At 37.5% G+C, this 26376-nt stretch carries 24 protein-coding genes; 17 read left to right on the top strand and 7 right to left on the bottom strand.

The features are described from left to right. Positions 1-20 precede the first annotated feature (20 nt). Complete coding sequence (locus JIN86_RS07590) at positions 21-848, top strand: ABC transporter ATP-binding protein (RefSeq protein ID WP_202341617.1); 828 nt, start codon at positions 21-23, stop codon at positions 846-848. After that, positions 845-1606: an IucA/IucC family C-terminal-domain containing protein gene (locus JIN86_RS07585; RefSeq protein ID WP_202341616.1), complete on the top strand. Its 762-nt coding sequence runs from the start codon at positions 845-847 to the stop codon at positions 1604-1606. Before JIN86_RS07590 ends, JIN86_RS07585 begins: the two co-directional genes overlap by 4 nt. Positions 1607-1678: 72 nt before the next feature. Here the strand turns inward: JIN86_RS07585 and JIN86_RS07580 are convergent, their stop codons facing one another. Then, the gene (locus JIN86_RS07580; RefSeq protein ID WP_004225780.1) at positions 1679-2242 is read right to left on the bottom strand and encodes a TetR/AcrR family transcriptional regulator; all 564 of its coding nucleotides are present in this window, start codon (positions 2240-2242) and stop codon (positions 1679-1681) included. Between the two features lie 166 nt (positions 2243-2408). Between JIN86_RS07580 and JIN86_RS07575 the strand changes: the two genes are divergently transcribed. From JIN86_RS07575 to JIN86_RS07565, 3 genes are all read left to right on the top strand, one after another. Continuing rightward, complete coding sequence (locus JIN86_RS07575) at positions 2409-3332, top strand: DsbA family protein (protein WP_202341615.1); 924 nt, start codon at positions 2409-2411, stop codon at positions 3330-3332. A 14-nt stretch (positions 3333-3346) separates the two neighbouring features. Further along, a complete protein-coding gene (locus tag JIN86_RS07570; RefSeq protein WP_004225776.1) occupies positions 3347-3673 on the top strand; it encodes a monooxygenase in 327 nt (108 codons plus the stop codon). A 382-nt stretch (positions 3674-4055) separates the two neighbouring features. Then, entirely contained in the window at positions 4056-5411 is a 1356-nt protein-coding gene (locus JIN86_RS07565; protein WP_202341614.1) for a YjiH family protein, read from the top strand. Positions 5412-5486: 75 nt separating this feature from the next. On the opposite strand, the gene JIN86_RS07560 is transcribed toward JIN86_RS07565, so the two are convergent. Further along, positions 5487-9431 (bottom strand): GEVED domain-containing protein, encoded by a 3945-nt coding sequence (locus tag JIN86_RS07560; protein ID WP_202341613.1) that lies wholly within the window; start codon positions 9429-9431, stop codon positions 5487-5489. Positions 9432-9786: 355 nt separating this feature from the next. Between JIN86_RS07560 and JIN86_RS07555 the strand changes: the two genes are divergently transcribed. Then, positions 9787-11040, top strand: a complete 1254-nt coding sequence (locus tag JIN86_RS07555) for a YSIRK-targeted surface antigen transcriptional regulator (RefSeq protein ID WP_237497163.1) — start codon at positions 9787-9789, stop codon at positions 11038-11040. Between the two features lie 99 nt (positions 11041-11139). On the opposite strand, the gene JIN86_RS07550 is transcribed toward JIN86_RS07555, so the two are convergent. Both JIN86_RS07550 and JIN86_RS07545 read right to left on the bottom strand, forming a co-directional pair. Then, a complete protein-coding gene (locus JIN86_RS07550) occupies positions 11140-11370 on the bottom strand; it encodes a recombinase family protein (RefSeq protein ID WP_202341612.1) in 231 nt (76 codons plus the stop codon). 43 nt (positions 11371-11413) lie between these two features. Next, positions 11414-11578: a hypothetical protein gene (locus JIN86_RS07545; RefSeq protein WP_004232093.1), complete on the bottom strand. Its 165-nt coding sequence runs from the start codon at positions 11576-11578 to the stop codon at positions 11414-11416. Between the two features lie 225 nt (positions 11579-11803). Here JIN86_RS07545 and JIN86_RS07540 point away from each other — a divergent pair, with 225 nt between their 5' ends. Together JIN86_RS07540 and JIN86_RS07535 are read left to right on the top strand one after the other, a co-directional pair. Continuing rightward, the gene (locus tag JIN86_RS07540) at positions 11804-12055 is read left to right on the top strand and encodes a phage holin (RefSeq protein ID WP_004232094.1); all 252 of its coding nucleotides are present in this window, start codon (positions 11804-11806) and stop codon (positions 12053-12055) included. Between the two features lie 81 nt (positions 12056-12136). Continuing rightward, on the top strand, positions 12137-14224 hold the full coding sequence (locus tag JIN86_RS07535) for a DUF2339 domain-containing protein (protein WP_202341611.1): 2088 nt from the start codon (positions 12137-12139) through the stop codon (positions 14222-14224). A gap of 213 nt (positions 14225-14437) precedes the next feature. Here JIN86_RS07535 and JIN86_RS07530 read toward each other — a convergent pair whose 3' ends face one another. Genes JIN86_RS07530 through JIN86_RS07520 form a run of 3 tightly spaced genes read right to left on the bottom strand, consistent with a single transcriptional unit; the run spans position 14438 to position 16990 of the window. Further along, entirely contained in the window at positions 14438-16075 is a 1638-nt protein-coding gene (locus JIN86_RS07530; RefSeq protein WP_004232097.1) for a hypothetical protein, read from the bottom strand. Then, positions 16075-16524, bottom strand: a complete 450-nt coding sequence (locus JIN86_RS07525; protein ID WP_004232099.1) for a PulJ/GspJ family protein — start codon at positions 16522-16524, stop codon at positions 16075-16077. The genes JIN86_RS07530 and JIN86_RS07525 overlap by 1 nt, the downstream gene beginning before the upstream one ends. Before the next feature lies 1 nt (position 16525). Next, positions 16526-16990, bottom strand: coding sequence for a type IV pilus modification PilV family protein (locus tag JIN86_RS07520; RefSeq protein WP_004232100.1), 465 nt, complete (start codon positions 16988-16990; stop codon positions 16526-16528). 582 nt (positions 16991-17572) lie between these two features. Here JIN86_RS07520 and JIN86_RS07515 point away from each other — a divergent pair. The 9 genes from JIN86_RS07515 to JIN86_RS07475 all read left to right on the top strand — a co-directional run bounded on the left by JIN86_RS07515 (position 17573) and on the right by JIN86_RS07475 (position 26329). Beyond that, positions 17573-18904, top strand: a complete 1332-nt coding sequence (locus JIN86_RS07515) for a G5 domain-containing protein (protein WP_202341610.1) — start codon at positions 17573-17575, stop codon at positions 18902-18904. A gap of 17 nt (positions 18905-18921) precedes the next feature. Then, entirely contained in the window at positions 18922-20592 is a 1671-nt protein-coding gene (locus JIN86_RS07510) for a GspE/PulE family protein (RefSeq protein ID WP_369823970.1), read from the top strand. Between the two features lie 11 nt (positions 20593-20603). Further along, on the top strand, positions 20604-21650 hold the full coding sequence (locus tag JIN86_RS07505) for a type IV pilus twitching motility protein PilT (protein WP_048391346.1): 1047 nt from the start codon (positions 20604-20606) through the stop codon (positions 21648-21650). After that, positions 21647-22852: a type II secretion system F family protein gene (locus JIN86_RS07500; RefSeq protein WP_202341609.1), complete on the top strand. Its 1206-nt coding sequence runs from the start codon at positions 21647-21649 to the stop codon at positions 22850-22852. Before JIN86_RS07505 ends, JIN86_RS07500 begins: the two co-directional genes overlap by 4 nt. A gap of 125 nt (positions 22853-22977) precedes the next feature. Continuing rightward, positions 22978-23454 (top strand): prepilin-type N-terminal cleavage/methylation domain-containing protein, encoded by a 477-nt coding sequence (locus JIN86_RS07495; protein WP_054550585.1) that lies wholly within the window; start codon positions 22978-22980, stop codon positions 23452-23454. 56 nt (positions 23455-23510) lie between these two features. Then, the gene (locus tag JIN86_RS07490) at positions 23511-23960 is read left to right on the top strand and encodes a prepilin-type N-terminal cleavage/methylation domain-containing protein (protein ID WP_202341608.1); all 450 of its coding nucleotides are present in this window, start codon (positions 23511-23513) and stop codon (positions 23958-23960) included. Positions 23961-24072: 112 nt separating this feature from the next. Further along, positions 24073-25047: a type IV pilus biogenesis protein PilM gene (gene pilM, locus JIN86_RS07485; protein WP_066036585.1), complete on the top strand. Its 975-nt coding sequence runs from the start codon at positions 24073-24075 to the stop codon at positions 25045-25047. Then, positions 25047-25640, top strand: coding sequence for a PilN domain-containing protein (locus JIN86_RS07480; RefSeq protein ID WP_202341607.1), 594 nt, complete (start codon positions 25047-25049; stop codon positions 25638-25640). The genes pilM and JIN86_RS07480 overlap by 1 nt, the downstream gene beginning before the upstream one ends. After that, complete coding sequence (locus JIN86_RS07475; protein ID WP_202341606.1) at positions 25637-26329, top strand: hypothetical protein; 693 nt, start codon at positions 25637-25639, stop codon at positions 26327-26329. The genes JIN86_RS07480 and JIN86_RS07475 overlap by 4 nt, the downstream gene beginning before the upstream one ends. Positions 26330-26376 lie beyond the last annotated feature (47 nt).

Here is a 26376-nt window from a genome sequence, read left to right as displayed (position 1 = left end):
GAGAAGAAGGTGACAGGATTTTGAAAAATGTCTTAGAAGCACAAAATTTACATGTAAGCTATGGAGAAAATCTTATTTTAGAGGATTTGAATCTTCAAATACCAAAAGGAAAAATTACAGTACTAGTGGGGGCCAACGGTTGTGGAAAATCTACACTACTTCGGACATTTGCACGACTACAAAAAGCGAAGTCGGGTGAGATTTTTTTAGATCAGAATAAACTAGACGCCATTTCAACGAAAGAGGTGGCGAAACGTTTAGCTATTCTGCCGCAGGGCCCTGTTGCACCAGAAGGATTAACTGTTCAGCAATTGATTAAGCAAGGTCGTTATCCACACCAAAGTTGGTTAAAGCAATGGTCTACGGAGGATGAAGAAATTGTAAACAATGCGCTTGCAGTAACGCAGATGACTGAATTTGCTGATCGCCCTGTAGATGCATTATCAGGTGGTCAGCGGCAGCGTGTATGGATTGCTATGACATTAGCGCAAAAAACAGATCTAATTTTACTAGATGAACCTACTACATATTTAGATATGGCTCATCAAGTAGAAATTTTAGATTTACTATTTGATTTAAATGACAAGGAAGGGCGTACCGTCGTTATGGTATTACACGATTTAAACTTAGCCTGTCGCTATGCCCATCATATTGTGGCTGTACGTAATAAACAGGTTTATGCCCAAGGCAAGCCAGAGGAAGTGGTGACAGAAGAGATGGTCCAGACTGTTTTTCGTATGGATTGTACCATTATTAAAGACCCGCTCTTTGGTACACCTTTATGTGTGCCACATGGCAAGGGGCGAACAGTTCAAACAGTGAAATTAGAGGAGGTAGGGATCTGTTGAGCCTCACACTGTCAGCTGAAGAAACATCCGTGTTACTAAGAGACTATCGATTGGCGATAGAGCCTGCAGTAGATGCTACCTACTCTTTATATGCCAAAAATTTATTGGACAATGAACAAGCTCTAGATTATTTACAGAAAATTGCCCATTTCTTTCAATCGCCCTCTATCCTAGTGACGGCATCGTTATTTGCGAAGCGCTATAGTGTCTTAACGATAGCTTCAGCATTCTATGCTATGTCCAGATACGATAAAGGACTACATTGCAGAATTGAAAATATGTGGGTAGAAGCGGAATATACAAAACCTTGGCTTCCTACTATTCGGCTAATTGATCGCACAGTGTCAATACCTACTGAAGACCGTGAAAAATGGCGTGATGAGGTTCTTAGAGAAATCTTTGCGAATAATTTAGCGAAGGTGTGGCAGTCATTAGCGGAAATAAGTAAAATTCCAAAAACAATCTTATGGGAAAACACAGCTATTTATGTGAATTGGCTCTATGAAACAAAAATAGGGGAAGGGGCCAGCGAGCAAGAAAAGGCTCGTATACAAGAGGATTATCACTATATTGTAAACCTAGCACCAGGCTCCATTTTTGGAGAAAGGAAAAATCCTTTGACGAACTACTGTGGTCCTAAAGTGACAATTATGGAATCGGAGCAACCTGTACGCTTGAGAAAAACATGTTGTTTCTATTATCATACCTCTGATGAAGCAAATGATTATTGTATCTCCTGTCCAAAAATAAAAAGATGATCGTAGCAACAAAATTTCTAACCACCAAAAGTGAGTAAACACTTCTATCATTTCACAAGTGTTTATTCACTTTTATTTTTGACCATTAATACCTGCCAATAAATAAGGAATTGCAGGTTTGATAAATTCTTCAGGCTGTATCGCCTGATTGCTAGTTCTCCATTCTATAGAAGCGCCATAGATTCCCCAGCTTAATATTACAGCAGTCATTTTTAGCGCTTCGTTCTCTGTCGCTACATTTTGTTTCAATAACATTTTGTAAAAGATAATTTCAAGCTGCTCTCTAATAATCCGAGCAATTGTCTCTTCATAGCCTCTATGACAACGATTAGACAATGACTTTTGAAAATTAGTTATCGCTTTAAAGAGAATAATAAAAGCTTCTTCATTAAGTTCGTTATGTTGTAGAAAGTCATCATTCAAATTAATTAATAATACTTCTGATAGGACCTTCTCTAACAAATCATATATATCTTCAAAGTGATAATAAAAAGTCGCACGATTAATCATGGCTTCTGTCGTAATATCCTTAACCGTTATATCCTTGAACTCTTTTTTACTAGACAGTGCAATGAAAGAATCCATGATTAATTTACGAGTCCGTATAACACGAAGATCTGTCTTAGATGAGGTCATTACTTAGCACTCCTTTTTAAACAATTTCTTCAAAGTGTTGTATAAACAACAATTCAAATAAATTATTGGTTTAATGATGATTTTATTATGAATAAAATACAACTGTAAGGCAAATAAGAGCGTTATATATTTATTCTTAACGAAAGTAAGAAAAGGGGATAGTCAATTGAAGAATCATCCAATGGTTTGTGATTTAGAGACAGGTGTATGTGGAGTAGCTAGCGAGGATGAATGGGGGATGATTGATTTTAATCAACCAAAGAAATCCGTTGAAGTATATTATGTAACGGATCCAATATGTTCTCATTGTTGGGCACTCGAACCCGTTCTTCGACGTTTTATCGAGCAGTACGGACACTATTTTAACTTTCATACGATTATGGGGGGATTACTAGAAAAATGGGGTGATGGTCCAGTAGACCCTGCAAATGGAATATCAGGACCTGCGGACGTTGTAGGACACTGGAGAGAAGTTGGAGAATATTATCGCATGCCAATAGATGGAACAGTGATGATGAATAATCCAGTGCAATCATCCTATCCGCCATCTCGTGTTTTTAAAGTGATTCAAAAAAACCAACATGATGCTATAGCATTTGAATATTTGCGCAGAGCAAGAGAAGCGTTATTCATGTTTAATCAAAATATTGCAGAGGAATCCGTTATGATTGACATTGTAAATAAGCTGGGGCTTGATGGAGGGGCTATTGTACATGAATCAGAACAAACAAGCGGGCAACAGTTATTAAATGAAGATTTTGATCTTGCAAGAAATCTAGGCGTAAGAGGATTTCCCACTATTATTATGATGAATGAGGATAAGAAAGGCTTGAAAATTGTTGGTGGACGTCCATTTGTAAACTATGTGGAAGGACTCAAACAGGTTCTCCATTTGGAAGAGCTGCAACCAAAACAACAGCCATCTCTTTTAAGCTTACTTGAAAAAGAAAAGCTTCTATTTTCCAAAGAGATTGAAGTCATGTATGATTTGGAAAAGTCAGAGGCTATAGCCTATGTGAAAAAAGAGCTTTCATCAGATCAATATGAAATGAAGGAAATGCTCGGTGAATGTTATATTACTACTAAATAATGAGGGGAATGGCTATGACATACGTATTACAGGTAGATTTTAAATTGGATGGACCATTTGGTGATGAGATGGCAGAAGCGTTTTCTGATTTAGCAAAAAGTATTTATGAAGAGGAAGGACTTTTGTGGAAAATTTGGACAGAGAGCCCGGAAACAAACGAAGCAGGCGGCATCTATCTATTTGAATCGAAACGCACAGCTGAACAATATATAGAAATGCATTCCAAAAGGCTAGCTGAATTTGGAATCACTACTATCAACGCAAAAATCTTTGCTATCAATTCAAAACTGACTGAAGTCACGAAGGGTCCAGTAAAACAATTAAAAAAAGCTGATGCATAGTAGAATTGCTAGCTAAATCAAAGGAGTCTAATTTCGAATTAAGAAGTTAGGCTTTTCTATATTTAAGAATGAATAAATATTCAGAATATTGTGAGGTTGAACCAAATATGTTGTAGCGTTTACAATAGTTTTATAACACGTTTATGGTATAAAAACATGAATAATGTGAGTGTTATTCTATTTAATGCTCAATACTTCAAAGCTTTTAAAATAGTCCTATAACAGAAGGAGGGATGAGATAGTGAATGAACACAACATATTTGCTTGCTTGTATAGTAGTACAACGATGGATAAATAAATGTTTCTTATAAACACTATTTTAATTGTTGTAATGCAAAATACATAAATTATTGAGATAAAAAGAGATGAGGTTTTAGAAAAAATGAAAAAGTATTCTGTTGCTACCTATTTTTACTTCATTATTCCTTCTTTAATTGGTATCTTTCTATTTATGACCCCCCTTTTAACAGAAGAGGGCTGGAAAGTGCCCATTGCCATACTAGCCAATGTTTTAGCGGGGATTGTGGCTCCAATCATTAGCTATTTTACAATTGGAATGTTTGCCATCTCTGCGATTGGTGCACTGATAGCGAAATTTATCCCTCGTAAAAATGCTAAAGAACCTAGTATTTTAGATTCATTGTTTTATGTTAATTGGTTTTGGACAATCACTCGTTTTATCGGTTTAGCCTTTGCTTCAATGGTGGTCTTCAATTTTGGACCTTCTGCCATCACTAATGAAAAGACAGGTGGACTCCTCATGGATCCAAATGAGGGGCTTGTGACGTTTTTATTTACCATTTTTTTGTTTGCAGGTTTCCTTTTACCATTTTTAACAAACTTCGGTTTACTTGAATTTTTCGGGACAATGATGGTGAAAATTATGCGGCCACTGTTTAAAAGTCCAGGACGTTCTTCAATTGATGCTCTTACGTCATGGGTTGGTGATGGCACAATAGGTGTGTTAATGACCAGTAAACAATATGAGATGGGGAACTATACAAAAAAAGAAGCTGCGATTATTGCCACAAGTTTCTCCGTAGTGTCCATCACATTCTGTATCGTTGTGTTGGATACTGTGCATTTGGCACGCTATTTTATTCCTTATTATTTGACAGTAGTCCTTTGTGGAATTGTATTAGCCATTATTATGCCTCGAATCTATCCACTTGCGAAAAAAGAAGATACGTATATAGATGGGACACCAGTAGATTATTCACGTGAGAAATTACCAGAGGGCTATAATTCTGTCTCACATGGCTTAGAGAATGCACTTGCTATTGCGCATGCAAATCGTGATCCTCGACAATTTTTCAAAGATGGCTCTAGAAATGTAATTGATTTATGGGTGGGTGTGGCCCCTATCGTTATGGCTTTTGGGACAATTGCCTTAATGCTTGCTGAATTTACAAGTATTTTTGTGATTTTAGGAAAACCGTTTGAGCCAATTTTAACTGTCCTTGGCTTGCCTGAAGCGGCTGAAGCAGCGCAAACTATGGTCGTAGGCTTTGCCGATATGTTTCTACCTTCTATTTTAGGTGCAGGAATTGAATCGGATGTTACTAGATTTGTTATTGCAGTTGTTTCTGTGTCACAGCTGATCTATATGTCTGAGGTAGGTGGACTTATTTTAGGTACAAAAATTCCATTGAAGTTTTTGGATTTAGTCGTCTTATTTATACTACGTACGCTTATTTCTCTTCCAATCGCTGCATTGGTTGGTCACCTACTCTTCTAACTAAAATGCCAAGTCTTAAATGGACTTGGCATTTTTCATATATTTAACTATTTGGATTTCTTTGAGATCTCTAAATCAGCATGAATGTTTCTGTTTTCTACGTTTCTCTTTAAATAAAGCTAATAATGAGCCAAGGCTTAATGCCAAACCACCGAGTATACTTGTCATATTAGTTGTATCACCATTTGTTTGTGGAAGTACTCTAGAAACATCTGGTGTTCCTTGCGCTGTGTGAGTTGTTGGTGAACCAGATTTGTTTGGTGTTTCTGGTGAAGTTGGAATAGTTGGTACAACTGGCTTAGCATCCTTTGGCTTATCACCCTTAACCTCATGATAAACGTATGTCACGTTTGTTGTGCCTTCTACAACTTCACCTGTTTCGTCTCCAACTGTCTTAGTTGGAACAAGCTCATAAGTGCGAACATCTTCAGTTACGATACGGGTTGGTTTGTTAACAGGTGTGTCGGCTGTACCAACTGGTGTTTTCGCTGGAGTGTCAATATTGTTTGGTGTTTCTGGTGAAGTTGGAATAGTTGGTACAACTGGCTTATCATCCTTAACCTCACGATAAACATATGTCACGTTTGTTGTGCCTTCTACAACTTTACCTGTTTCGTCTCCAACTGTCTTAGTTGGAATAAGCTCATAAGTGCGACCATCTTCAGTTACGATATGGGTTGGTTTGTTATCAGATGTGTCGTACGCTGTACCAACTGGTGTTTTCGCTGGAGTGTCAATCTTATCAGGAGCGATTGGGTTACCATTTTCATCTTGGTAATGAACGATAACTTCACCAACAACTGGGGCGTAGTAGTAGTTAACAGCTTTCTGCTGATCACCTTCCACTTTACCCTTTTCATCATCACCATCATTTTTAACCAGACGGTAGGTCACACCATTGTACTCGATTTCTGGAACCTTGATATCTTCAGTTGTTGTATCATATGGAGCATCAACATCACCATTATCGATAACAGGATTTGTTGGTTTGATAGTCAGTTTATTGCCATTAACATCTAAAATCTCTTTACCATCGGCATCGAGAGCATAGTAGTTAACGATGACATTACCTGTTACAAGACGATAGATGTAAGTCACTTCTGTTGTGCCTTCAACGACATCACCTGACTCTACATCACCTTCCTTCACTTGTGCAAAAGCATAAGTTTTACCGTCCTTGATGATTGTTTGTGGTTTTTCTGTGTCATCTTGAGCTGTATCGTATTGAACTGTAACAGGATCACCATTATCATCAATAAGATCAACTAAGTTAGTGTCAGTATAATCCTCTTTGATAGGTTCGTCTTTTTCATTGACATAATGAACAAGGACTTCACCTCTAGTCTTAACAACTGGAATATAGCGTCCGTCCATTGTATTGGTTTGTTCTGAAACATTTCCATCTGTCTCATCAGTCCAACCAGTTGTCTTACCATTCAGGTCAGCACGACGGATCGTGATACCTTCTGCCTTACCAACAAAGTCAGCCTCTGGAACAAATTCAACAGCAACATCAGTACCATTGTCAGTAATCTTATATTTACCCTCACTAGGGACAACATAATAGCCTTCTGCATCCAGGGTAACGGGTTGCCCGTTGCTATCAACGATATAGGAAGCCTCAGCAGTATCAATGACGTTAGTTGTCTCAGTTCTAGCTACCTGACCAAAAGCTTCAAAGCTAACTGTTGCTGTTTGGGTTTCACCCTTGTAACCAACAGTGATTTCTTTAGAACCTTTTGGTGGATGAACAACGTCAATTTGGAAGTCTTCGACCTCACCGTCAGGTGCACTACCTGTTGCTTCCAAAATAGATAGGGAGTCGGTTGAAATACGGATACGAGTAGCCAGCTTGCTAATGTCTGTATCCGTGACTCTGACATTATCACCAGACCAAGTCAAGGTGATGTTTTGGTTTTGTCCTGTAACAACCCCGAGGCTAGATTTTTCATCATCAGAGAAGACCCCGTCGTTGTTAAAGTCAATCCAACCATAGACATAGGCTGTTGCTGTGGAATCTTTATTGTCGTTATTGGCAATAATATCTAAGGAGTAATTTATTGTAGAACCATCATGGATAACATACGTATTGCCAACACCCACTAATTGCACTTCGCCCTCGTCAGCATGATTCTCTAAATCATCTCCAGCATATGGATCAGCTTCGCTATTTTTAATCATATTGAGGTCTGGCTCAACTGTTCCTAAGTAAGGTTTAGCAGCCGTCTTTGAAGCTGGAATAACGTGGAGTGCTGTACCGTATGATATCGGTGCATCACCTTCATCGTGGAAGATAAAACCAAAACGCATATTTTGTTGGGCAGGTGAGTTCCAGTAGAAGGAGAACTCACGGACATTATTAGATAGCCAGAGTGGGTTTCCATAGTGTTGTACTTCTGAATAGTTACCAACGGTTTGAGTACCAGCTCCGACGACAGCAGCAGAATGAAGTTTTTTATACGCAGCCAATACTGCGTTCAACTCATCGAGTTCTCCTACACTATTAGGATTCGCAATTGCTGCTTCCGTTTCTGCAATTTTTTCTGCATAATAGGCTACAATGTCTTCATTACCGAAGGTGGTGTTGTTTAGGACATCCCAGTAACCCATTTCCTTATAGTTGGCAATGATGTCCCCATCAGCATTGGTTGCATTGAGATAACGCAAATAAGAGGTAAATTCTTTTTGTTTGGTATCTGCCCAAAGACGGAACTTATCGGTATCGGTTGTTCGGTCATGGACAAGTTGTCCTGAAATATCAAGTACCTCTCCATCAACGTTGGCAAATTCTGTAGCGCCTGAAATATCCAATAAACTCCAAGGTGTACCGTCTGTGACCATAGCGATAAATTCATTATAACGAACTTCTTCTCCGTCAGTTGCAATGAGATTAACTGGAGCAGGTTTACCCAAATAAGTCGCACTTAACTCTAGGGTTACACCAGCATTAATTTGGTCAGAATTTGGTGTTTTAGCAATAACATATTTACCATCGATATCCTCAATAGCGTAGTCAGCCCCTTGTAAAACGTTATAGCCGAACGGAATACTACCTTCAACATAAGTAACAGTTCCATCTTCATTTACTTGAGGAACCTTTGTTGGTTTGTTTCTCATGTCAAATTGTGATGGTCCAACACCAGAATCAGCGCCAGTTATATTGACAGTGTTCTCAATACCTTCAGGAAGCGTGTAAGAGGTGCCATTAGCAGCATTGTATTTTGCAAGCATTTCAGCATAGGACTTTGAAGTGACAAATGGTGCCAATTGTTTGACCTTAATGGTCAATTCATAACCGTCCTTAAGTGTAGTTACCAAGACTGAGTCAGTTGTTAAACTACCGTTTGCATCAAGGTTTGTAAAACCGCTAAAGTCAACCCAGTGGATTTGACGAGCATAGGTTCCGGAGTTATCGTTACGTCCGATGTTATGTTCTGCAGCGGTTTCCGCTTCTTCTGTAGGCTGAGTAACAGTTTCATCACTACGTTCTTCCACAACATTTGTTGAAGGTTCTTCCACAACATTCGTTGAAGGTTCTTCCACAACATTCGTTGAAGGTTCTTCCACAACATTTGTTGAAGGTTCTTCCACAACATTCGTTGAAGGTTCTTCCACAACATTTGTTGAAGGTTCTTCATTTACTTCTGAATTGTTTTCTGGCACAACTGTTTCAGACGGTGCATTTTCTTCACTCACCTCAGTAGAATCATTTTTTTCTACAGTTTCACTATTAGGCTGTGGCTGATTTTCTCCATTATTCAGAGTTTCATTAACCGTTAATTCTTCGTCATTCGTTGGCGTTTCCTCACTAACATTTGTGGTATCAGCTGTACTAGAGACTTCTGTTGGAACTGATGAAGTAGGTTCTTGGGCATTAACCGTAATACCTGCTCCAAAGTAAATGGCACATCCTAAGAAGCAAGACACAATACCAATACTCAATTTTTTCAAACCGTACTTTGGTTTTCGATCTTCTTCATAAAGAAGTGTATTCTTTTTCCCTCTATACTTGTAATTCATCTCTAAGCTTCTCTCCTATTATATATTTGCTTGATATCCCCATTGTATTGCATATAGCCTCAATAAACTGTAAAATTCTGTAATACAACGTATGCTTTTTGTTACAACAATTTACTCAATATAAAAAACTCAAAAACCTCCTTTCTAGTTAGAGGTTTTATACAATATAATCAGGATATTTTTTATTTTAATATAGAAATTTACGTTTCATGACAAAATATGATGAAAAAGAACTAATTATACAACAATATATCGCTATATACTTTGATGAATGCTCTAAATTGGGTCTTGATTTTTAGCCTTGTGAGCATTTGACAAACCAGAAAAATCTTTTATACTATAATTCTATTAAAGAATGGAAACAGAAAATGACCGTGATGTCATAAAAGAAAGGGAGGGGGAAGAAAGTGTGGCACTTTCTATGGAAAACATACAAAAATTAAAAAGTGTAAATAATCGCTTTATTTTTTCTATTACCATCTATGAAAAGAATGGAACCGTTTTATTCTTTGAGGAATTAAAACCTCCGAAACTGCCCCCTTATCCTTTGTCTTTGACATTCAATAAAAAACACAAACTCTCCATACAGTATGGAAAATTCAATGAGGTGTTTTTCATCTTTCCGTTACAGGAGCTGTTTGTTTCCATGGGGCCTATACTGAATAGTCAGAGTATTCCGAAAAATACAATAGAAATCAGTCCTTCTTCCATGCAAGGCTATCTCGAACAGCTTCCCGTATTTTCTTCGGAGCAGTTCAGAGATTTGCTTGTTATCATTGATCATTTATTTTCCTTGCAGTTAGAAAAATATTATGTAAAATACATTCAGCTTCTCACAAAAGTTCAAAAACAGAAATTAGAGAAATTCAATCATCCTTTATCAAAAGACGTTTTAACATCATATACAACATTATTCCATTTAGAACACCAGCTTATGGAAACAATGGCAAAAGGAGATCCTGCACAATTACATAAATTAGTCCGTCAAACACCTTTAGGGATTCTTCCTATTCCAGAAACCAATGACATCCGCAATGAAAAAAACTACTGTATTATTCTTATGGAAAAAATCTCCTGGTTTGCGATTCAAATGGGTGTGGACATTATGAAATGTTTATCCTTGAGAGATTACTATATACAAGAAATCGAAAAACAAACGCAGGTAATGAGTGTATTGACCATACGGGATGGTGCAATCGTCTATTTTACGGAACTGCTACATGAAATATCGATGAACTCTTATTCTTTGCTTATCCGTCGGGTGATCCAGTATATCAACATGCATATCTACGATCCTTTACAGCTTGCGGATATCGAAAAACATTTATTTATATCCAACGCTCAATTACGACGTTGTTTCAAAAAGGAAGTTGGTATCAGTATTGGAGAATATATTAAAAAACAAAAAATGATTATGGCGAAATATTTACTGATGATTCAAATACCGCCTTGTACCGTTGCGAAAGAATTACACTTTTATGATCTCTCTCATTTTACAAAAGCCTTCAAAAAACATACGGGACTTACACCTCTTCAATTTCAAAAAACACATCCCTATCCCCAGGATCACAAGGGAAGGGAAGAAGAGAACAAAGGATCGGATTCATGAACAAAAATAGAACAATGCTTCAACTTCCAGACAAAGGAATCACGTACAAAAAAGAACAAGAAAATGCCTCTCTTGTTCTTTTTTTGCGCCGTAACGACCTTACTTAAAATGATGTTGTGTCAACCATCTTGAAAACGTTGAATGGCTGACATGCAATTTCTCAACCCCTTCCCGAAGACTAATGCTTTCCTGCTCCCATAACCTTGCCACTTGTAAAAAGTTTTCGGGATATTGCTTAGGCAGTCTGCCATAACAGATGCCTTTTTTCTTAGCTTCCTGTATGCCCTCCATTTGTCTTTGGGAAATCTGTTCCCTTTCAATCTGTGCCACCTAGGATAACACCTGCAAGACCAAATCAGCTAAAAACTTTCCTTTAATCCCCTGTACCGGCTGATGGGTAGCCAATCACGTAAAATCCATCAATTTGTTTCACCGTGGTTAAATAACGCCATTGTGCTAAAATCTCCTCATAATTTCTTCCCAGTCGGTCAATATTTTGATTCCTGCTGGAAACACGGGTATAACCATATTGTTTCATTCAAGATTCCTCCTTCCATAAAAATTTTAGAGGAATCTTAAACATCATTTTTTATAAAGAAATCATGGAAGGAAAAAGCTTCCTTCACTTTGTATGTTTGAAAATAGTTTGCATCACAAAATATTATTAAAAAATACTAGTAACTTGGCGAGAATTCCATTTTTGCATATGTGTCACATAACCACTATGCATATACTGTGGCAAGAGGGGGGGAGGTGAGCTTTTATGAGAATTAATTGGAAGGTTCGTCTTCAACATATTCCATTTCTACTAGGGCTATTTTCATTGTTGCTCTTACTCGCACAACAAATGGCTGCAATTTTTGGCTATGATTTTACAGGTGTGATGAGTGAGCAAATATCAGCTATTTTAAATACAGTCTTATCCATTCTTGTGTTAATGGGGGTCATTGTCGATCCAACCACACGGGGTACTAGTGATAGTGAACGTGCCTTAATGTATCGGAGACCGAGATAAAATAAACGAAAAGTGTAATTTTACAATAAGGATAAATATGTTATAATGTTAGAAAATTGATAAAGTGGGGAGGATGATTGAATGTCCCTTGAATTGGAGCGCAGAATTGCGAAGCTCGAGGAGGAAATGGCAGATTTACGTCAGGAGTTGTCAGTATTAAAAGGTTCGCAAAGCACTGAAAAAATTAATACTCTTGATGCCAGACAGTCGATGATCAAGCAATCAGAACCAATTAAACCAAAACCAGTACGGGAGCCGAAGCCTATCCCGACTAAAGTAGCGGAAAAAGAAGTGCAACCACAGCCATCGATGGAGGAACGTGTTATGTGGGCACTTCCAAAAGTATTCATGGTTATTTTAGTAATGGGCGTACTTTGGGGTCTAAAACTTGTCAGTGACTATGGCTATTTATCGGATGGCGTGAAAATCATCCTTGCCTATGTACTATCGGTGGGATTGGCGGTTATTGCCTATGTACTAGAGCGTAGGAAAGTAGGTTCATCGGCTATAACGATTTCTTTATATGGTGGGGCATTTATTGTTGGTATTTTAACAACCGCAGCGAGTGCCATATTGTATGAAATCATTGGTCTTATCCCAGCACTAGGCATTACGCTGCTTTATATTGGTTATGGTATTGCCATTAGCTATTTGAAGAAAAATGAAGCACTAACTGTTTTTGTTGCCTTTACATCATTATTACTACCTTACTTACTAGAATATATGGATTTTAGTGCTGTCATTATCTTATTATTTGTAGTCGTATTGTTTGCTGCATTGCAATTAGTTATTTATCAGCACAAGCAAAAACTAGCCCTTTATATTGCCACATTCTTTTCAGTGCTAGCAGTGAGTGTTGTAGCATTTATGAATAGTGATCAGCAAGTAGTTTTTGCACTTGGCTTACTTGTGATTCTAGGAATCTTTTATGCAATATGGTGTTTACTGTATAACGCACAATCCAAATGGAAGCCACTTCACATTGGACTCCAATTTTCTTTAGGCTCATTTAGTTTATTACTGTTGAACCTAATCATTCGTACTCTAGAAAATGGAGAAATGCTACTCCTCATTTTAATGGCTTTATTTGGCGCTGTAGCGTTTTATAGCTATCGTCAAAAATGGCAGGAGGTACTGGATAGTGCTGTGACACTCGTCTTTATCACCTTCTGTAATATGATACTTCTATTGAATATTCCGAATAAAGTGGATGATTTATTGTATCCGTTGATTGCATTTGCAGGCGTGATGATGAGCTTACGAATACGTGCAAGTATGATGAAGGTCGTTACTTCACTTTCCCTTGTGATGACATTTACACTAAACTTTGTTTTCCATGAACCCAATCCATTTTTCAGCATCGATCATTTAAGCTTATTTATGCCAATCATCTATTTCATCATTATTTATTTATATGCAAGACGTCCAAAAGAGACACTTTCACCTTTTGAAAAGGTCATGAAGGATTTGTACGTAATCGATATTTTAGCAGTGGTCACAGCTGGCTATTTCTTAGCCTATATTAGCAAGCTAGATGCCGTATACTTTACAGCCACAAATGGCATTCCATATATGGTGTGTATCGTATTAGCTGCCTTATTTACTGGTTCTTTATTTGTAGAGGAAACTTACAAAGGACGTGCTTTAACGCCAGTACTTGGCGCATTTTTCCTACTAGTCTCCTTGATGATTAGCACTAAAGTGACAATGTTGGAAAGCTTAAACAGTATCACTAGATTAATTTATATAGCAGTGATTGTAGCGGTTGTCGCTGATGTGCTTGTAAAAGGAATTATTTATCGATTGTATGAGGACCGTCTGGGGAAATATGTGGACGCCATTGTAAGTACGGGGATCGTGCTCACGATGATTTCGATATGGGGGCTGATCCATCAGTTCACGTTTAACAACGCCCTTGATTGGAAGCTAAGTATCGCCCTTACAACTATTACATTATTCTTAACAGCTAGTGTTTCACTATGGATTAGTTCCACACAACATTTAAAAACATTGCGCACAACAGGCTTTATTATTTTAGTTATCGCATTTATTAAGCTAATTTTCTTTGACTTATCTGCCCTTGATTTATTAATTCGAGCTGTTCTATTTATTACCATTGGTGGTATTGGGATGCTGTTGTCGGGTAGATTGTTGAGGAAAAATGAATAAAGTTAGTGTGTATAGGTATCAGTAAATGGTAACAATAAAAATGTCAAAGCGTAGTTTAAACAGCGCTTTGACATTTTTGCTATTAGTTCCTCAGCTCAGAACAATTAACAAGTATCATCTAAGCAATTACTAACAAAAAAGTTTTGCTTATGAAATTAAGTAAGACGAAAAACAGCCATGCAAAAAATTCTCATGGCTGTTTTGTATGTCGCATTAATTTTCAATCATACTTGTTTCCTCAGTCCAGAAAAGATTATCTTTTACGTTTGGAGTAGGGTAATCTGATGTTTCTGTTTCAGGTACAACACCTGGAGGTAGAGGGGTAGCAGGTCCTCCATAAGTGATACTAGTACCTCCACTTGAGGATATATTATTTGCAACTACAATACCTGTAATATTTCCCCCTCCTTTCAAATTAATAGTGGCATTCGGTGCAATTATATATTGCCCATTAGTTTGCATGCCTCCACTAATTTCTATGCTTCTACCTCCTGAAATAATATTTCCGTAGATAGCAGCTCCTGATGTTAAAACCATGTTTGAGCTTTTATTTATAATAGATCCAGCTATTTTTGAGTTAGCATTAAGATTTATTGTAGATGATCCTTGATGATAAATATTTAATTGAGATGGATTCCCATTTTGGTTGAAGGGGCCAATGAAATTACTTATATTTTTTGCATATATATTTAGCTTCCCGTTCCCTTTAATAAAAATTTTCCCGTTTTTAATATTTAAATTATCTATATAAATATCAACCTCTTTATCTCCTACATCAATTGTGAAATCATTCCCTGTAGCCACAGTGAAATTTCTAAACTTAATACTTGAAGATCCTGTAGAAAGGTTTAACGTATATTTTGGATCTCTCCATGTATGGGGAGCGTTATAGTTTCCTTGATTGTCAATAACATCATACGGATTCCATTGATCTCCTATTGTTTGTTTAGATGCATAAGATATATTGTTTGCAGCTAAAAACTTATCATCTGGAAAAAATGTTGCGGGTAGATAACTTTTCGGATCAATATTCAGCTTCGGGACGGTAGTATACGAAAGCCAGTGATCCGCAATTATATTATTTGGATTTTCTAAACTTATATCTCCATTAACTTTTGCTCCACCTTTAAGGGTAAATGTACCGTTTTGTAAACTTACATTTCCTGTAACAGAACCACCCTCTGTAATGGAGATATTTCCTGAAACAATGGAGGCATAGCCATCAGGGAAGCTACCAGGTGGTTGTTCATTATTATTTTCACCAGTGCCATCACCACTGTCATCGTCCTCCGAAAACGGAAGACGAGGTTCAATTTCGATTTCTTGCGTTACCTCACGTTCTTTGGCGCCATCAATGCTGCCCTTTGATACAATATTAATTCGATACGGCAATCGTGTTCCATCTGCTGGTAATTCAGTATCTAATGTAATGGAAGCCACTTTTCCTGTCGAAATGGCATGTGATTCTAGTATAGAAGGGGCATTTTTAAGAGCTTTAAATTCACTATTTAAAATTCTTCTGTATTCAGCTTCAGCCTCAGCCTTTTTTAAACGTGGAAGCTGAGGTCGAGCGCTTTTTCTTCTTGTATTTTCCCTATCAATCCATTGCGTAATTTGCTGATAGGACCTACTTTGAATTTCTGTTAATTCTTTTTTTACTTCTAATTTCGCTAAACTCATCCCCGCCTCAGCAATATAAAAGACAGCCTGATCTTTTCTCTCGTAGTCTACTTGTTTTAGACTGTTAGAAGAGACACTGAGTAAAGAAATACCAAGAATGGAGATAATCACAACTAAAAATAATGCAAGGGCAAGTGCTGAACCTCGTTGATTTTTCATTTGTTTACTCATTATTTTCCTCTCCTTTGAGTAATATCTGTTGCTGCTGTTTGACCATCTTCACTTCTAATTTCAATAGTCCCTCCACTGATCGTAAATGAAGATATTTTATATGCAATGGCTTCTTCTCTACCATTTGAATTGCGAATAATTTGATTATTTTCTAATCTATAAGTTGATACAACTTCCTCACCTAACAGTAAGGTGTGTAATTCTGTCGGAGGGTCTGTTGTATCATCAGATTCTGTTATCAGGTTATCACTTTTTCGAAAATCCTTCGTAATTACTTTTAATGCAAAGGATAAATCCTTAATATCACGATTATGAGTACTTTGCTCGAGTTGTTGCTTTGTAGCAGATGTTACGATACTAATACTCAGCATGGATACGATGGCAAGAATAACAACGACTGTGAGTACTTCAAATAATGTAAGACCTTTGCTATTTCGGAGCCATTTCATCTTATTTTGCCCCCCCAAGTATATACACATTTTCCATTGTTGCTTTACTATTTGTACTGTTTTCAATAACTTCTAGATGTACATAAACCGCATTTTTATAAGCGGTATCTGCAGGAAATGTTTCTAATATTAAATAGTAAGTAAAACGATCTTCTTCGTGTGGTAGATATTTATACACTTGGTTAGTGGGTAGAGAAGATGAGGTCGTTTTAGCATTCTCTTCATCTAATTCATAGCCACCTGCTAAATCTTCATAAGTAACAGCTCCACCAGACGTATTATAAATCTCCTCCATCTTTACTTGTGCGGCATAAGTAGCATCCATAATATCATTTGATTTGTGTGTTGTCTTATTTGATTGAACAAGCAAGCCAAAAAATGAAATTAACACAATGCCTATTATTAAAAGGGCGGCAACAACTTCGATCAAAGTCATGCCTTGATTATTTTTAAGATATTTTATCAAAATCAATTCCCTCCCTATATTACTATTGATATATCAATAGCTTGGGTTATGTTGAGTAACCGAAAAATATTTTGTACGTCTATATTTAGCTTTATTTTGTTGTATTAATTTATTTTACAATGTCTTTGTCCACTTCAAGGTTAATGTGGACTTCATGGAGCAACGCTTTATCAATAAATTTACCACTAACAAATCTTTCATCATTTGATGTTCATAAACATAGATTTCATATAAGGTATGTAAAACCTCCTAAATATTATAAATATTTTTAATGCTAAAGATATAGTTGGCTTCAATTTATTATAAAATAAAAATTTCTTAAATATGTAAGTAAATTCAAAAAGATAATGAATGATAATAGTCGATTAAGGCTATTATAACAAATTCTAAATATGTATCGAATGGAATTTAAGGTTATTTGTAGTTCTTTGTGACTAATCATTGAATTATTTTTTAATTTTCGTGTAAAATATCTAGTCAAAATCGGAACAAAGTTGCATTTTAGTAGTGCCAGAATACCATAGTTGTAGTATGATTTGTATATAAATAGAAAACCACTAAGTTAAATAAAGGATGATGTGGATGAAAACATACATAAAAATAATTAGCTTGTTTTTGGTAATTGTTCTAGTTGTGGGATTTTTTGTTCCATCATTTGTGCTAAATGACACAGTTTTTGCTAAAGAAGGTCCTAAATCTTCAACCATTGGGGGTATTAAGATCCATGATGTGAAAACAGTAGATTTAGCAACTACGCTACAAAATGCAATTTCAGAATGGCAAGGTGCCGAAATGGAAATTGTTAGTGATGGTATAGCCAAAACCATTGACTCGAAACAATTTGTTTTTGATCCATCAGCAGCTATTGCTCAGTACGAAATGCTGACTAAAAAGCCTTGGTATGCTTTTTGGCAAAAAGAAAAAGTAGTTCATATTCCCATTCCTGTTACCGTCAATGAAGCGATTACGCAGCAAATAGATGAAGCAGGTGTTTGGGATACAGATAAAACACTCCAGAAACTAATCTTACAAGCCAGCTATTTGAAGGAGCATAAGGTCGAAGCCGTTATCAATGAAGGTTCCATGCAAACCGGGGAAAGGATTGCCTTTCAGATTGCCGAGCTACCAGCAAATAGTCAAGGAGTAGCAAAAATCATTCCGTTATTAAATGATGTAAATCTAGTTCCAAATCAATCCATCTCGTTGCTTACACTTTTAGGTGAACAGGCTGGGGTTGTCAATGATGCAGGTTTAGATTTTGTGGCATCAATGCTATATAGTGTAATTCTTCAAACGGATTACGAAATTTTAGAAAGACACTCTCAGGAAATAAATCCAAGCTATTTGCAACAGGGAATTGAGGCAGATATCAATACAGCATTAGCAAAAGACTTACAATTTATTAATCGGTCTGAGCAGCTCGGTAAACTGAAAGCATCTATAGAGGGTAATCAATTAAAGATAGAAGTTTTTGCAGCCGCGAAAGACAAGGACATCACAGTACGTGTTAGTAAGGATAAAATTGTAAAGCCACGCATTATTTATCGCTATTCGAAGGAGTTAAAGGCTGGACAAGAAAGAGTGGAGCAAGAGGGGAAAGAGGGTTCAAGAGTGGAAGTATATCGTTCCATTTTAGAGAACGGTGCAACAGAAGAACAATTCATTAGTAGAGATTATTATGCACCTCAAAATCGAATTGTTACGCGTTCTTCGCAGGAGCCTGTTATTATCACAACGCCTACTCAGAACGTAGGGGCGGGTGCATCAGATCCTGATTTAGAAGTGGATTTAGATGGTAATGGCTTGCCTGATGTGAAGCCTTCAAAATCAGAGGAAACAAAGCAAGAAGATGGACCAGAAATTGTCTATGGCTACTATGATAAGGGTGGTAATTTTGTACAAACAAGTCCATAACGATTGGAGGTATGTTTATGGCAATGAAGCCAGGGCGTAAACGTTTAGGGGATTTACTGGTGGAATCAGGTGTTATCACAGCTGACCAGCTTGAGTACGCATTAACTACTAAGATGAAAAATGAGAAGCTTGGAGATTTCCTTATCAAAGAAAATTTCTTAACAGAGCAGCAGCTTATTGAAGTCTTAGAATTCCAGCTTGGTATCCCTCATATCAGCTTGAATCAGTTTTCAATTAGTCCCGAATTATTACAGCTAATTCCAGCGGAGCTGGCAAAGCGGACAAATATTATGCCGATTCGCAAAGAAAAAAATAAATTGTTTATTGCAATGGAAGACCCAATGGATTATTTCGCCATTGAGGAAGTTCGTATGACGACAGGCTGTCAAATCGAGACAAGTATTGCGGCAAAAGATGATTTATATCGGACGATAACAAAATACTATGATTTACAGGAATCAATGGATGCGGCCATGTTGGATTTGGCTGCCACAAGTACGGAAACACAAGAGGAAATAGAGAATGAGGATTCACCTATTGTTCGTTTAGTGAATCAAATTATTGCGAATGGTGTCGCACAGCGCGCTAGTGATATCCATTTTGATCCGCAAGAAACAGAGCTTCGTGTCCGCTATCGGGTAGATGGTGTGCTACGTACTGAGCGATCCTTGCCAAAGCACATGCAAAACGTCGTATTGGCGCGTATTAAAATTATGGGGAATTTAAATATTACAGAAAATCGTATTCCGCAGGATGGACGTATTAAAACCAATGTTAATTTTAGACCTGTCGATATCCGTTTAGCTACCCTACCAACAGTTTATGGTGAAAAGGTAGTTATGCGTATTTTAGATTTAACTAATTCAGCCAATGATATTGATAAATTAGGCTTTAGTGCAAGTAATGAAGCACTTTTCAGGAAAATGATAGCCCATCCAAACGGTATGATGCTGATTACTGGACCAACAGGCTCAGGTAAGTCCTCTACGTTATATGCGGCCCTTTCTCATTTAAATGAAGAAGGCGTCAACATAATTACGGTTGAGGACCCAGTGGAATATCAGTTAGATGGTATCAATCAGATTCAAGTAAAAGAGGAAGTCGGCTTAACATTTGCGGTAGGGTTACGCTCAATTTTACGACAGGACCCCGACATTGTAATGGTAGGGGAAATTCGTGATCTTGAAACAGCTCAAATTGCTATCCGTGCTTCACTAACAGGCCATTTAGTATTAAGTACACTGCATACTAACAGTGCTATCGAATCTATCTCACGGCTCCATGACATGGGGATCGAGCCATTTTTATTATCCTCTTCCCTTGTAGGAATCATGGCGCAACGTCTTGTACGAAAAGTTTGTCGTGATTGTGCTGAACCATATATATTCACTTCTCGTGAACTAGAAATACTTGAGGAGAATGGGGTGGAAGGCGTAACACATGGTAAAAAAGGGCGTGGATGTCCTGCCTGCAATCAAACAGGCTACAGAGGACGTATGGCGATTCATGAAATCCTCCCTGTTGATCGCCAAATAAAGGATATGATTTTAAATCGTGTTGGTGATCGCGTCCTCCGTGATTATATGAAAGAAAAAGGCTACCATACCCTATTAGTGGATGGATTACAAAAGGTTGTAGCAGGCCAAACAACCACTTCAGAAATATTACGTGTTGCAAGTGCAGACTAGGGGTGAAAAAAATGACAGCATATTCAATCGTTGAATTATTAACACGTGCATTTGAAGAAAAAGCATCTGATCTTCATTTAACAAAAGGTATTCCACCAGTATATCGTATCCATGGGCAACTAGAGCATTATGGCACAATCCCACTTGAAACAGAGGATTTGAAGGCAATGGTAAAGGTCATTCTTCCTGTCCATAAACAACAGGAATTTGAGGATAAGGGAGAAACGGACTTTAACTTTTCATTGCCTGGGAAATGTCGATTCCGTGTCAATGCATACCATCAGCGAAATGAAGTGACGATTGCAGCTCGTTTAATTGAGGCTAAAATTCCTTCTATTGAAGCACTCAATATGCCACAGGTGTTATATAAGCTTGCGGAAAAACCACAAGGCTTAATTTTAGTAACTGGCCCAACAGGCTCAGGGAAATCAACTACCTTGGCAGCAATGATAGATCACATCAATGAAACAAGATCTAAACATATTATTACGTTAGAGGATCCAATTGAATATTTGCATACACATAAGAAGTCTGTCATCAATCAACGTGAGATTGGTGTCGATACAATGAGCTTTGCCAATGGTTTACGTGCATCATTACGTCAAGACCCAGATATTATTTTAGTTGGGGAGATGCGAGATTATGAAACCATTTCAACGGCTATTACGGCTGCTGAAACAGGGCATTTAGTAATGGCTACACTGCATACAAGTAGTGCACCAACGACGATCGACCGTATTATCGATGTATTTCCACCGCATCAGCAGAGTCAAATTCGTGTGCAGCTTGCGAATGTACTACAAGGTATTGTTTCTCAGCGTTTATTTGTACGTAAGGATGTAAAAGGGCGTATTGCTGCGACAGAAATTTTAGTACAGGCACCTGCTATTTCTAATTTAATTCGTAACGAAAAAATTCACCAAATTCCAAGTGTGATGCAGACAAGTAAAGCATTGGGTATGCACACATTGGAGTATTCCATGCAACACCTAATTACCACAGGTAAGATTTCACTAGAGGATGCAAGACCATATATGAACGCTGGTGATTATAGTTGACGATATTTCGTTATAGTGGTCGGACCAAAACAGGAGCACCTAAAAAGGGCATTATCGAGGCACCGAATAAAAAGGTAGCCATGGAAAAGCTTCGAGCACAAGGAATTAATGCACGAGAACTTCAGGAGTCAAATAGCATTTTACATAAAGATATTGCTTTTGGAACAAAAGTAAAGCACCAGGAATTTGTTATTTATTGTCGACAATATGCGACATTAATTCGTGCTGGCGTTCCCGTTGTTGAAGCGACCCATATTTTGGGTGAGCAAACACGGAGTAAACCACTAAAGCGAGCATTGATGCAGGTTGAAGAGGATATTCGAAATGGTATGGCATTTTCAGATGCAGCAGGCAAACACCCAAAAGTGTTCCCATTGCTATTTGTCAATATGATGCGTGCTGGTGAGGCTACAGGGAACGTCGACGATACATTAGATCGTCTTGCAAGCACACTAGAGAAGCAATACAACATTAAGAAAAAAATTCAATCTGCCATGACCTATCCAGCGATTTTATCGCTTTTAACACTAGTGGTTGGTATGTTTTTAATGGTGTTTATTGTGCCAACCTTTATGGATGCATTTAAAGAAATGAATTTGGAAATGCCGTTAATAACGGTCATTGTAGTGGGTATTAGTGATTGGCTCATTCAGTTTTGGTACTTTGTGATTTTAGGGCTTTTGGTATTAGTAGTGGGCCTTCACTATTTCTATAAAAATAATAAAGAGTTTCATTATGCCGTCAATGTATTTTTACTGCGTATGCCAATCTTTGGACAGCTTTTGCAAAAGGATATTATCGCGAGAATGACAAGAACCTTGTCAACACTCTTTAGCAGCTCCGTACCAATCTTACAAGCCTTAACAATAGTCGAAAAGGTTGGTGGTAATCCGGTAATGGGTAAAGTGGTACTGGAAGCGCGCGATAATTTAGAAAAGGGTGGCACATTATCAGAGCCACTTGAAAAAAGCTGGCTATTTCCACCACTCGTTACACAAATGACCTCAATTGGCGAGAAAACAGGGTCCTTGGATTACATGCTCGAAAAGATCGCTGATTTTTATGAAGAGGAAGTAAACCGTGCTGTCGATACCATGAAGTCACTCATTGAGCCTTTAATGATTGTAGTACTGGCTCTAGTTGTAGGAGTCATCGTTGCGGCTATATTCTTACCAATGTTCCAACTATATGAAAATATGTAATGTTTACAATATTTATATGGATGCCCTTTTGTTCCGCTTAATGGAAAATATCTACTTAGATTTGCTAACAAAAGGAAGCGGCAAGTAGGTATCTTCATGGTTAAGTATTAAAGGAGAGACTGGACATGGAAATTAGGGTAAAGAACGAAAAGGGCTTGACATTAGTCGAGTTATTGGCAGTCATTGTTATTCTAGCTATCGTTGCTGCCATTGCAATTCCAGCTATAAGTAATGTCATTGATAATTCACGTTATAAGGCATTAAAAGCAGATGCCATTAATGTTATTCATGCTGCGCAGTTTTATTTTATGGAGCATCCAACCGCTGATCAATGGCAAATCGTCGAAGTGGAAAAATTAGTATCCGACGGGTATCTAGACAGTGCCGGTAAAATATTAGAGGCAGATAAAGAAGGTCAGAGTGCCAATGTTCAATTTATCGAGGGCACCTACTACTTCAATGCGCATGCGATTTATTACAGCAATGGAAAATATATTAATTTTGATAATGCCACCTTACAGCATATTGCAGACGATATTCGTAAGGGCAGCAAGGGAACTGGTGGCAAATGTATAGGGCGAGATTGTGCAGCTTCGCCATAATGTTCAGAAGCGCGTGTACACACACTTCATATAAAACTATTAAGGAGGATTTCATTATGTTAAAAAAATGGAAAAATAAAAAACTATTGAAAAATGAGAAAGGTTTAACATTAGTTGAACTATTAGCTGTAATTGTTATCCTAGCAATTATCGCAGCAATCGCTGTACCTGCAATTGGTAATATTATCAATAAGTCGAAGGACCGTGCAATTTTAGCGGAAGCATCAAATATTCTCTCAGGGGCAAAGATTGCTTATATTGATGGGGCTTGTACTGATGGTAAATGTGATGCAGAGGCATTAAAACCATTTGTAGATGGAATTGATTTAACAGGTACTTCAGTTACTTTTGAAAAGGACGCATGGTCAATTGAGTATCCTAAATTTGATAGTATGAAAACTAATCTCAAATTAGGAAAAACTGAAGTAACTGAAAAAGAATTAAATGAAGCATTAACAAGCGCAGGAGAAAAACCTGCGACTACTCCAGATACTCCAAAGCCATAATCAGTCCTCCCAACCCACTCAGAAGCGCAAGAAAATTTGCGTTTCTGGCTGGGAAATGGATGACTAATAGAAAAAATCGATTATACTGAATAGGATAAGGAGGTCTTTTCACATGTTTAAGAGAAAAAGAAAGTCGCATGTTTCGATTGAACTGAAGGATTATGTGCTGCGTGCGATTGTGGCGAAAGGACCAGAGCCTAATCAGTGGCAGGGCTATGAATACCCTTTAGCAGCTGGAATCGTTGAAAATGGAACTATTATCGATGAGGTAGCTCTTTTTGAGGTGATTAAAGAGCAAGTAATGAAATGGACAGGGAAAAAACAGGCTGTTCGTATGTTTGTCCCTGATACGACGGTTCTATTGAAAAACTTTGAGCACCCTAAAGATGTAAAGCCTCAGGAATTACGAGGATATGCTGAAATGGAATTGGGACATTCTATTCATTTACCATTTCAAGACCCTTTAATTGATGTGTATGATGCAGATGCCGAGGACGGCAAGGCTATCTTATTTGCTGCACCTTCTGAAGAGATTACGAAACTGGTAGGGATGCTGTTAGATGTTTCATTAGAACCCGAAGCTGCCGATATTCGTGCGCTTTGTAATATACGTTTATTAGAGCACATGTCCTTATTAATGCCTAATAAAACCTATTTAATTGCAGAATGGTCAATTAATGAACTCTCCATCAGTATTTTTTCCAATGGCCAAGTGGAGTTTTTGCGCTATCAAACCATTGAAGTAGATATGACGCAATGGCTGGGAAAGAAAGAGAATGAGTTTAGCTATCAATTTATTTATAATGGCGAATCAGAGAATTATCAAATGGTCGTAATGGATCAGGTTTTAGAGATTGATCGGATGATGAATTTCTTTAAGTTTTCTTTACATAAAGGTGAAAAAACAGTGGATGAAATTATCATGCTTGGCGATAACCCACTATTGAAATCAATTGGGAACTTACTCGCTTCTAATTTAGAACCACCACTAAGGGTTGTCGATGGGAAAAAAATTGAGAAATCGTTTCCTCGCTTTAAGCGAGAATTTTCAACGTTGCTTGGCTTAGCTTTGAAGGAGGTTCGTTAATGGTTCCAGATATAAACCTCTTACCACAACTTGAAAAAAGAACAACCTCTCCCAAGCTTTTTTATAGCTTGGTGATTGTCATTGTGGGACTTATTGTAGCTTATTTACTTTTTTTATTTTTTACATCCAAAAGTGAATTGTCACGATTGACTGCAGAGGAACAGGCATTAACAACACAGCTTGATCAATTGCAGCAAGAGCTAGACGCACGACAAAATGTCGATCAGGGTTCGTTGGAAGATTCAGTAACTTTTATACAAAGCGTTTCTTATCCTGTAACACCGTTAATTGATGAAACAAAAACTTTATTACCAACTCAATCCTATTTACGTAGCTATGTTTTCGGAGAGAACTCGGTGAATATTGAAGTGGATTTTGAAACGATGACAGATATATCGAAATATGTGGAGCGACTTTTAATGAGTAGCTATTTTACAGATGCTCAAATTAACACTGTCTCAAACTTTGAAATAGAGCTAGGTGAACAAAGGGTGTTAACACCCCAACAAAAATTTAAAGAAGTACCGCGATATTCAGTGTCCATTACAGCGACAATCGATTTTATGTATTTAGCTGGAGGACGACGCTCATGAATAAATTAACGAGTAGTAAAAATTCATCTATGATCTTGTTACTGGCGCTGATAGCTGCTATTTTATTTGCGCTGTATTATTATTTGCTTTCACCAAAATTGGATGAAGTGAATGAAAAAGAGAGTAATGTATTGCAGGTGCAGCAAGAATTAGCTAGTGTCAAAGAACAACTAGCACAATTAGACAAAGAGCAGGGACAGCCTACTATCAATATATTAGCCTTAAGACAAAAGCTACCTGCAACAAGAGCCGTTGAAAAGATTATTCTTGATTTAGCTGAGATTGAAGAGGTGACAGGAACTCGTATACTGTCTTTAACTGTTCAAGGTGAGGACGGCACTGTGACACCTTCAGATGTATCGAATGATCTTAATATGTTGGAGCAGGCTGAAGCAGAGGTCAATGGTGATCAGGAGAACAAGGAGAGTATTACACCGATTGCCTCTCTTTCGGAGGACTCTTTACCAACTAATTTAAAGCTTGTTACTTTTATATTAGAGGTGGGTGCGCTTGATTTTAATTCTCTTGAAAGCTTTTTACAGGAGGTTGAACAATTAGAGCGTGTCATGAAAACCGATAAGATTGAATTTAAATTGCCTGGAGAGCAGGCACAGCTTGAGAAAGATGCAGATCTTACGTTAAAGGCAACAGTGCAAGTGACAACGTTCTATTACGAAGAACAACAATAACTTTATTGATAGGCGCACCATACTGCATTTGTATGGGCGCCTATTGG

It is taken from the genome of Lysinibacillus sp. HST-98 (assembly GCF_016757845.1).
Classification (GTDB): domain Bacteria; phylum Bacillota; class Bacilli; order Bacillales_A; family Planococcaceae; genus Lysinibacillus; species Lysinibacillus capsici.
The sequence above is the reverse complement of the archived record's forward strand: the minus strand, read 5'-3'. Positions and strand labels throughout refer to the sequence as shown.

Bases quoted from the DNA above. Each gene is read 5' to 3' on its own strand.
- JIN86_RS07555 (WP_237497163.1), top strand. From the start codon at position 9,787: ATGGAAACAGAAAATGACCGTGATGTCATAAAAGAAAGGGAGGGGGAA.
- JIN86_RS07510 (WP_369823970.1), top strand. From the start codon at position 18,922: ATGGCAATGAAGCCAGGGCGTAAACGTTTAGGGGATTTACTGGTGGAA.
- JIN86_RS07475 (WP_202341606.1), top strand. From the start codon at position 25,637: ATGAATAAATTAACGAGTAGTAAAAATTCATCTATGATCTTGTTACTG.
- JIN86_RS07580 (WP_004225780.1), bottom strand. From the start codon at position 2,242: ATGACCTCATCTAAGACAGATCTTCGTGTTATACGGACTCGTAAATTA.
- JIN86_RS07570 (WP_004225776.1), top strand. From the start codon at position 3,347: ATGACATACGTATTACAGGTAGATTTTAAATTGGATGGACCATTTGGT.
- JIN86_RS07495 (WP_054550585.1), top strand. From the start codon at position 22,978: ATGGAAATTAGGGTAAAGAACGAAAAGGGCTTGACATTAGTCGAGTTA.
- JIN86_RS07505 (WP_048391346.1), top strand. From the start codon at position 20,604: ATGACAGCATATTCAATCGTTGAATTATTAACACGTGCATTTGAAGAA.
- JIN86_RS07480 (WP_202341607.1), top strand. From the start codon at position 25,047: ATGGTTCCAGATATAAACCTCTTACCACAACTTGAAAAAAGAACAACC.
- JIN86_RS07565 (WP_202341614.1), top strand. From the start codon at position 4,056: ATGAAAAAGTATTCTGTTGCTACCTATTTTTACTTCATTATTCCTTCT.
- JIN86_RS07525 (WP_004232099.1), bottom strand. From the start codon at position 16,524: ATGAAATGGCTCCGAAATAGCAAAGGTCTTACATTATTTGAAGTACTC.
- JIN86_RS07515 (WP_202341610.1), top strand. From the start codon at position 17,573: ATGAAAACATACATAAAAATAATTAGCTTGTTTTTGGTAATTGTTCTA.
- JIN86_RS07560 (WP_202341613.1), bottom strand. From the start codon at position 9,431: ATGAATTACAAGTATAGAGGGAAAAAGAATACACTTCTTTATGAAGAA.
- JIN86_RS07535 (WP_202341611.1), top strand. From the start codon at position 12,137: ATGTCCCTTGAATTGGAGCGCAGAATTGCGAAGCTCGAGGAGGAAATG.
- JIN86_RS07490 (WP_202341608.1), top strand. From the start codon at position 23,511: ATGTTAAAAAAATGGAAAAATAAAAAACTATTGAAAAATGAGAAAGGT.
- JIN86_RS07545 (WP_004232093.1), bottom strand. From the start codon at position 11,578: ATGAAACAATATGGTTATACCCGTGTTTCCAGCAGGAATCAAAATATT.
- JIN86_RS07530 (WP_004232097.1), bottom strand. From the start codon at position 16,075: ATGAGTAAACAAATGAAAAATCAACGAGGTTCAGCACTTGCCCTTGCA.
- JIN86_RS07540 (WP_004232094.1), top strand. From the start codon at position 11,804: ATGAGAATTAATTGGAAGGTTCGTCTTCAACATATTCCATTTCTACTA.
- pilM (WP_066036585.1), top strand. From the start codon at position 24,073: ATGTTTAAGAGAAAAAGAAAGTCGCATGTTTCGATTGAACTGAAGGAT.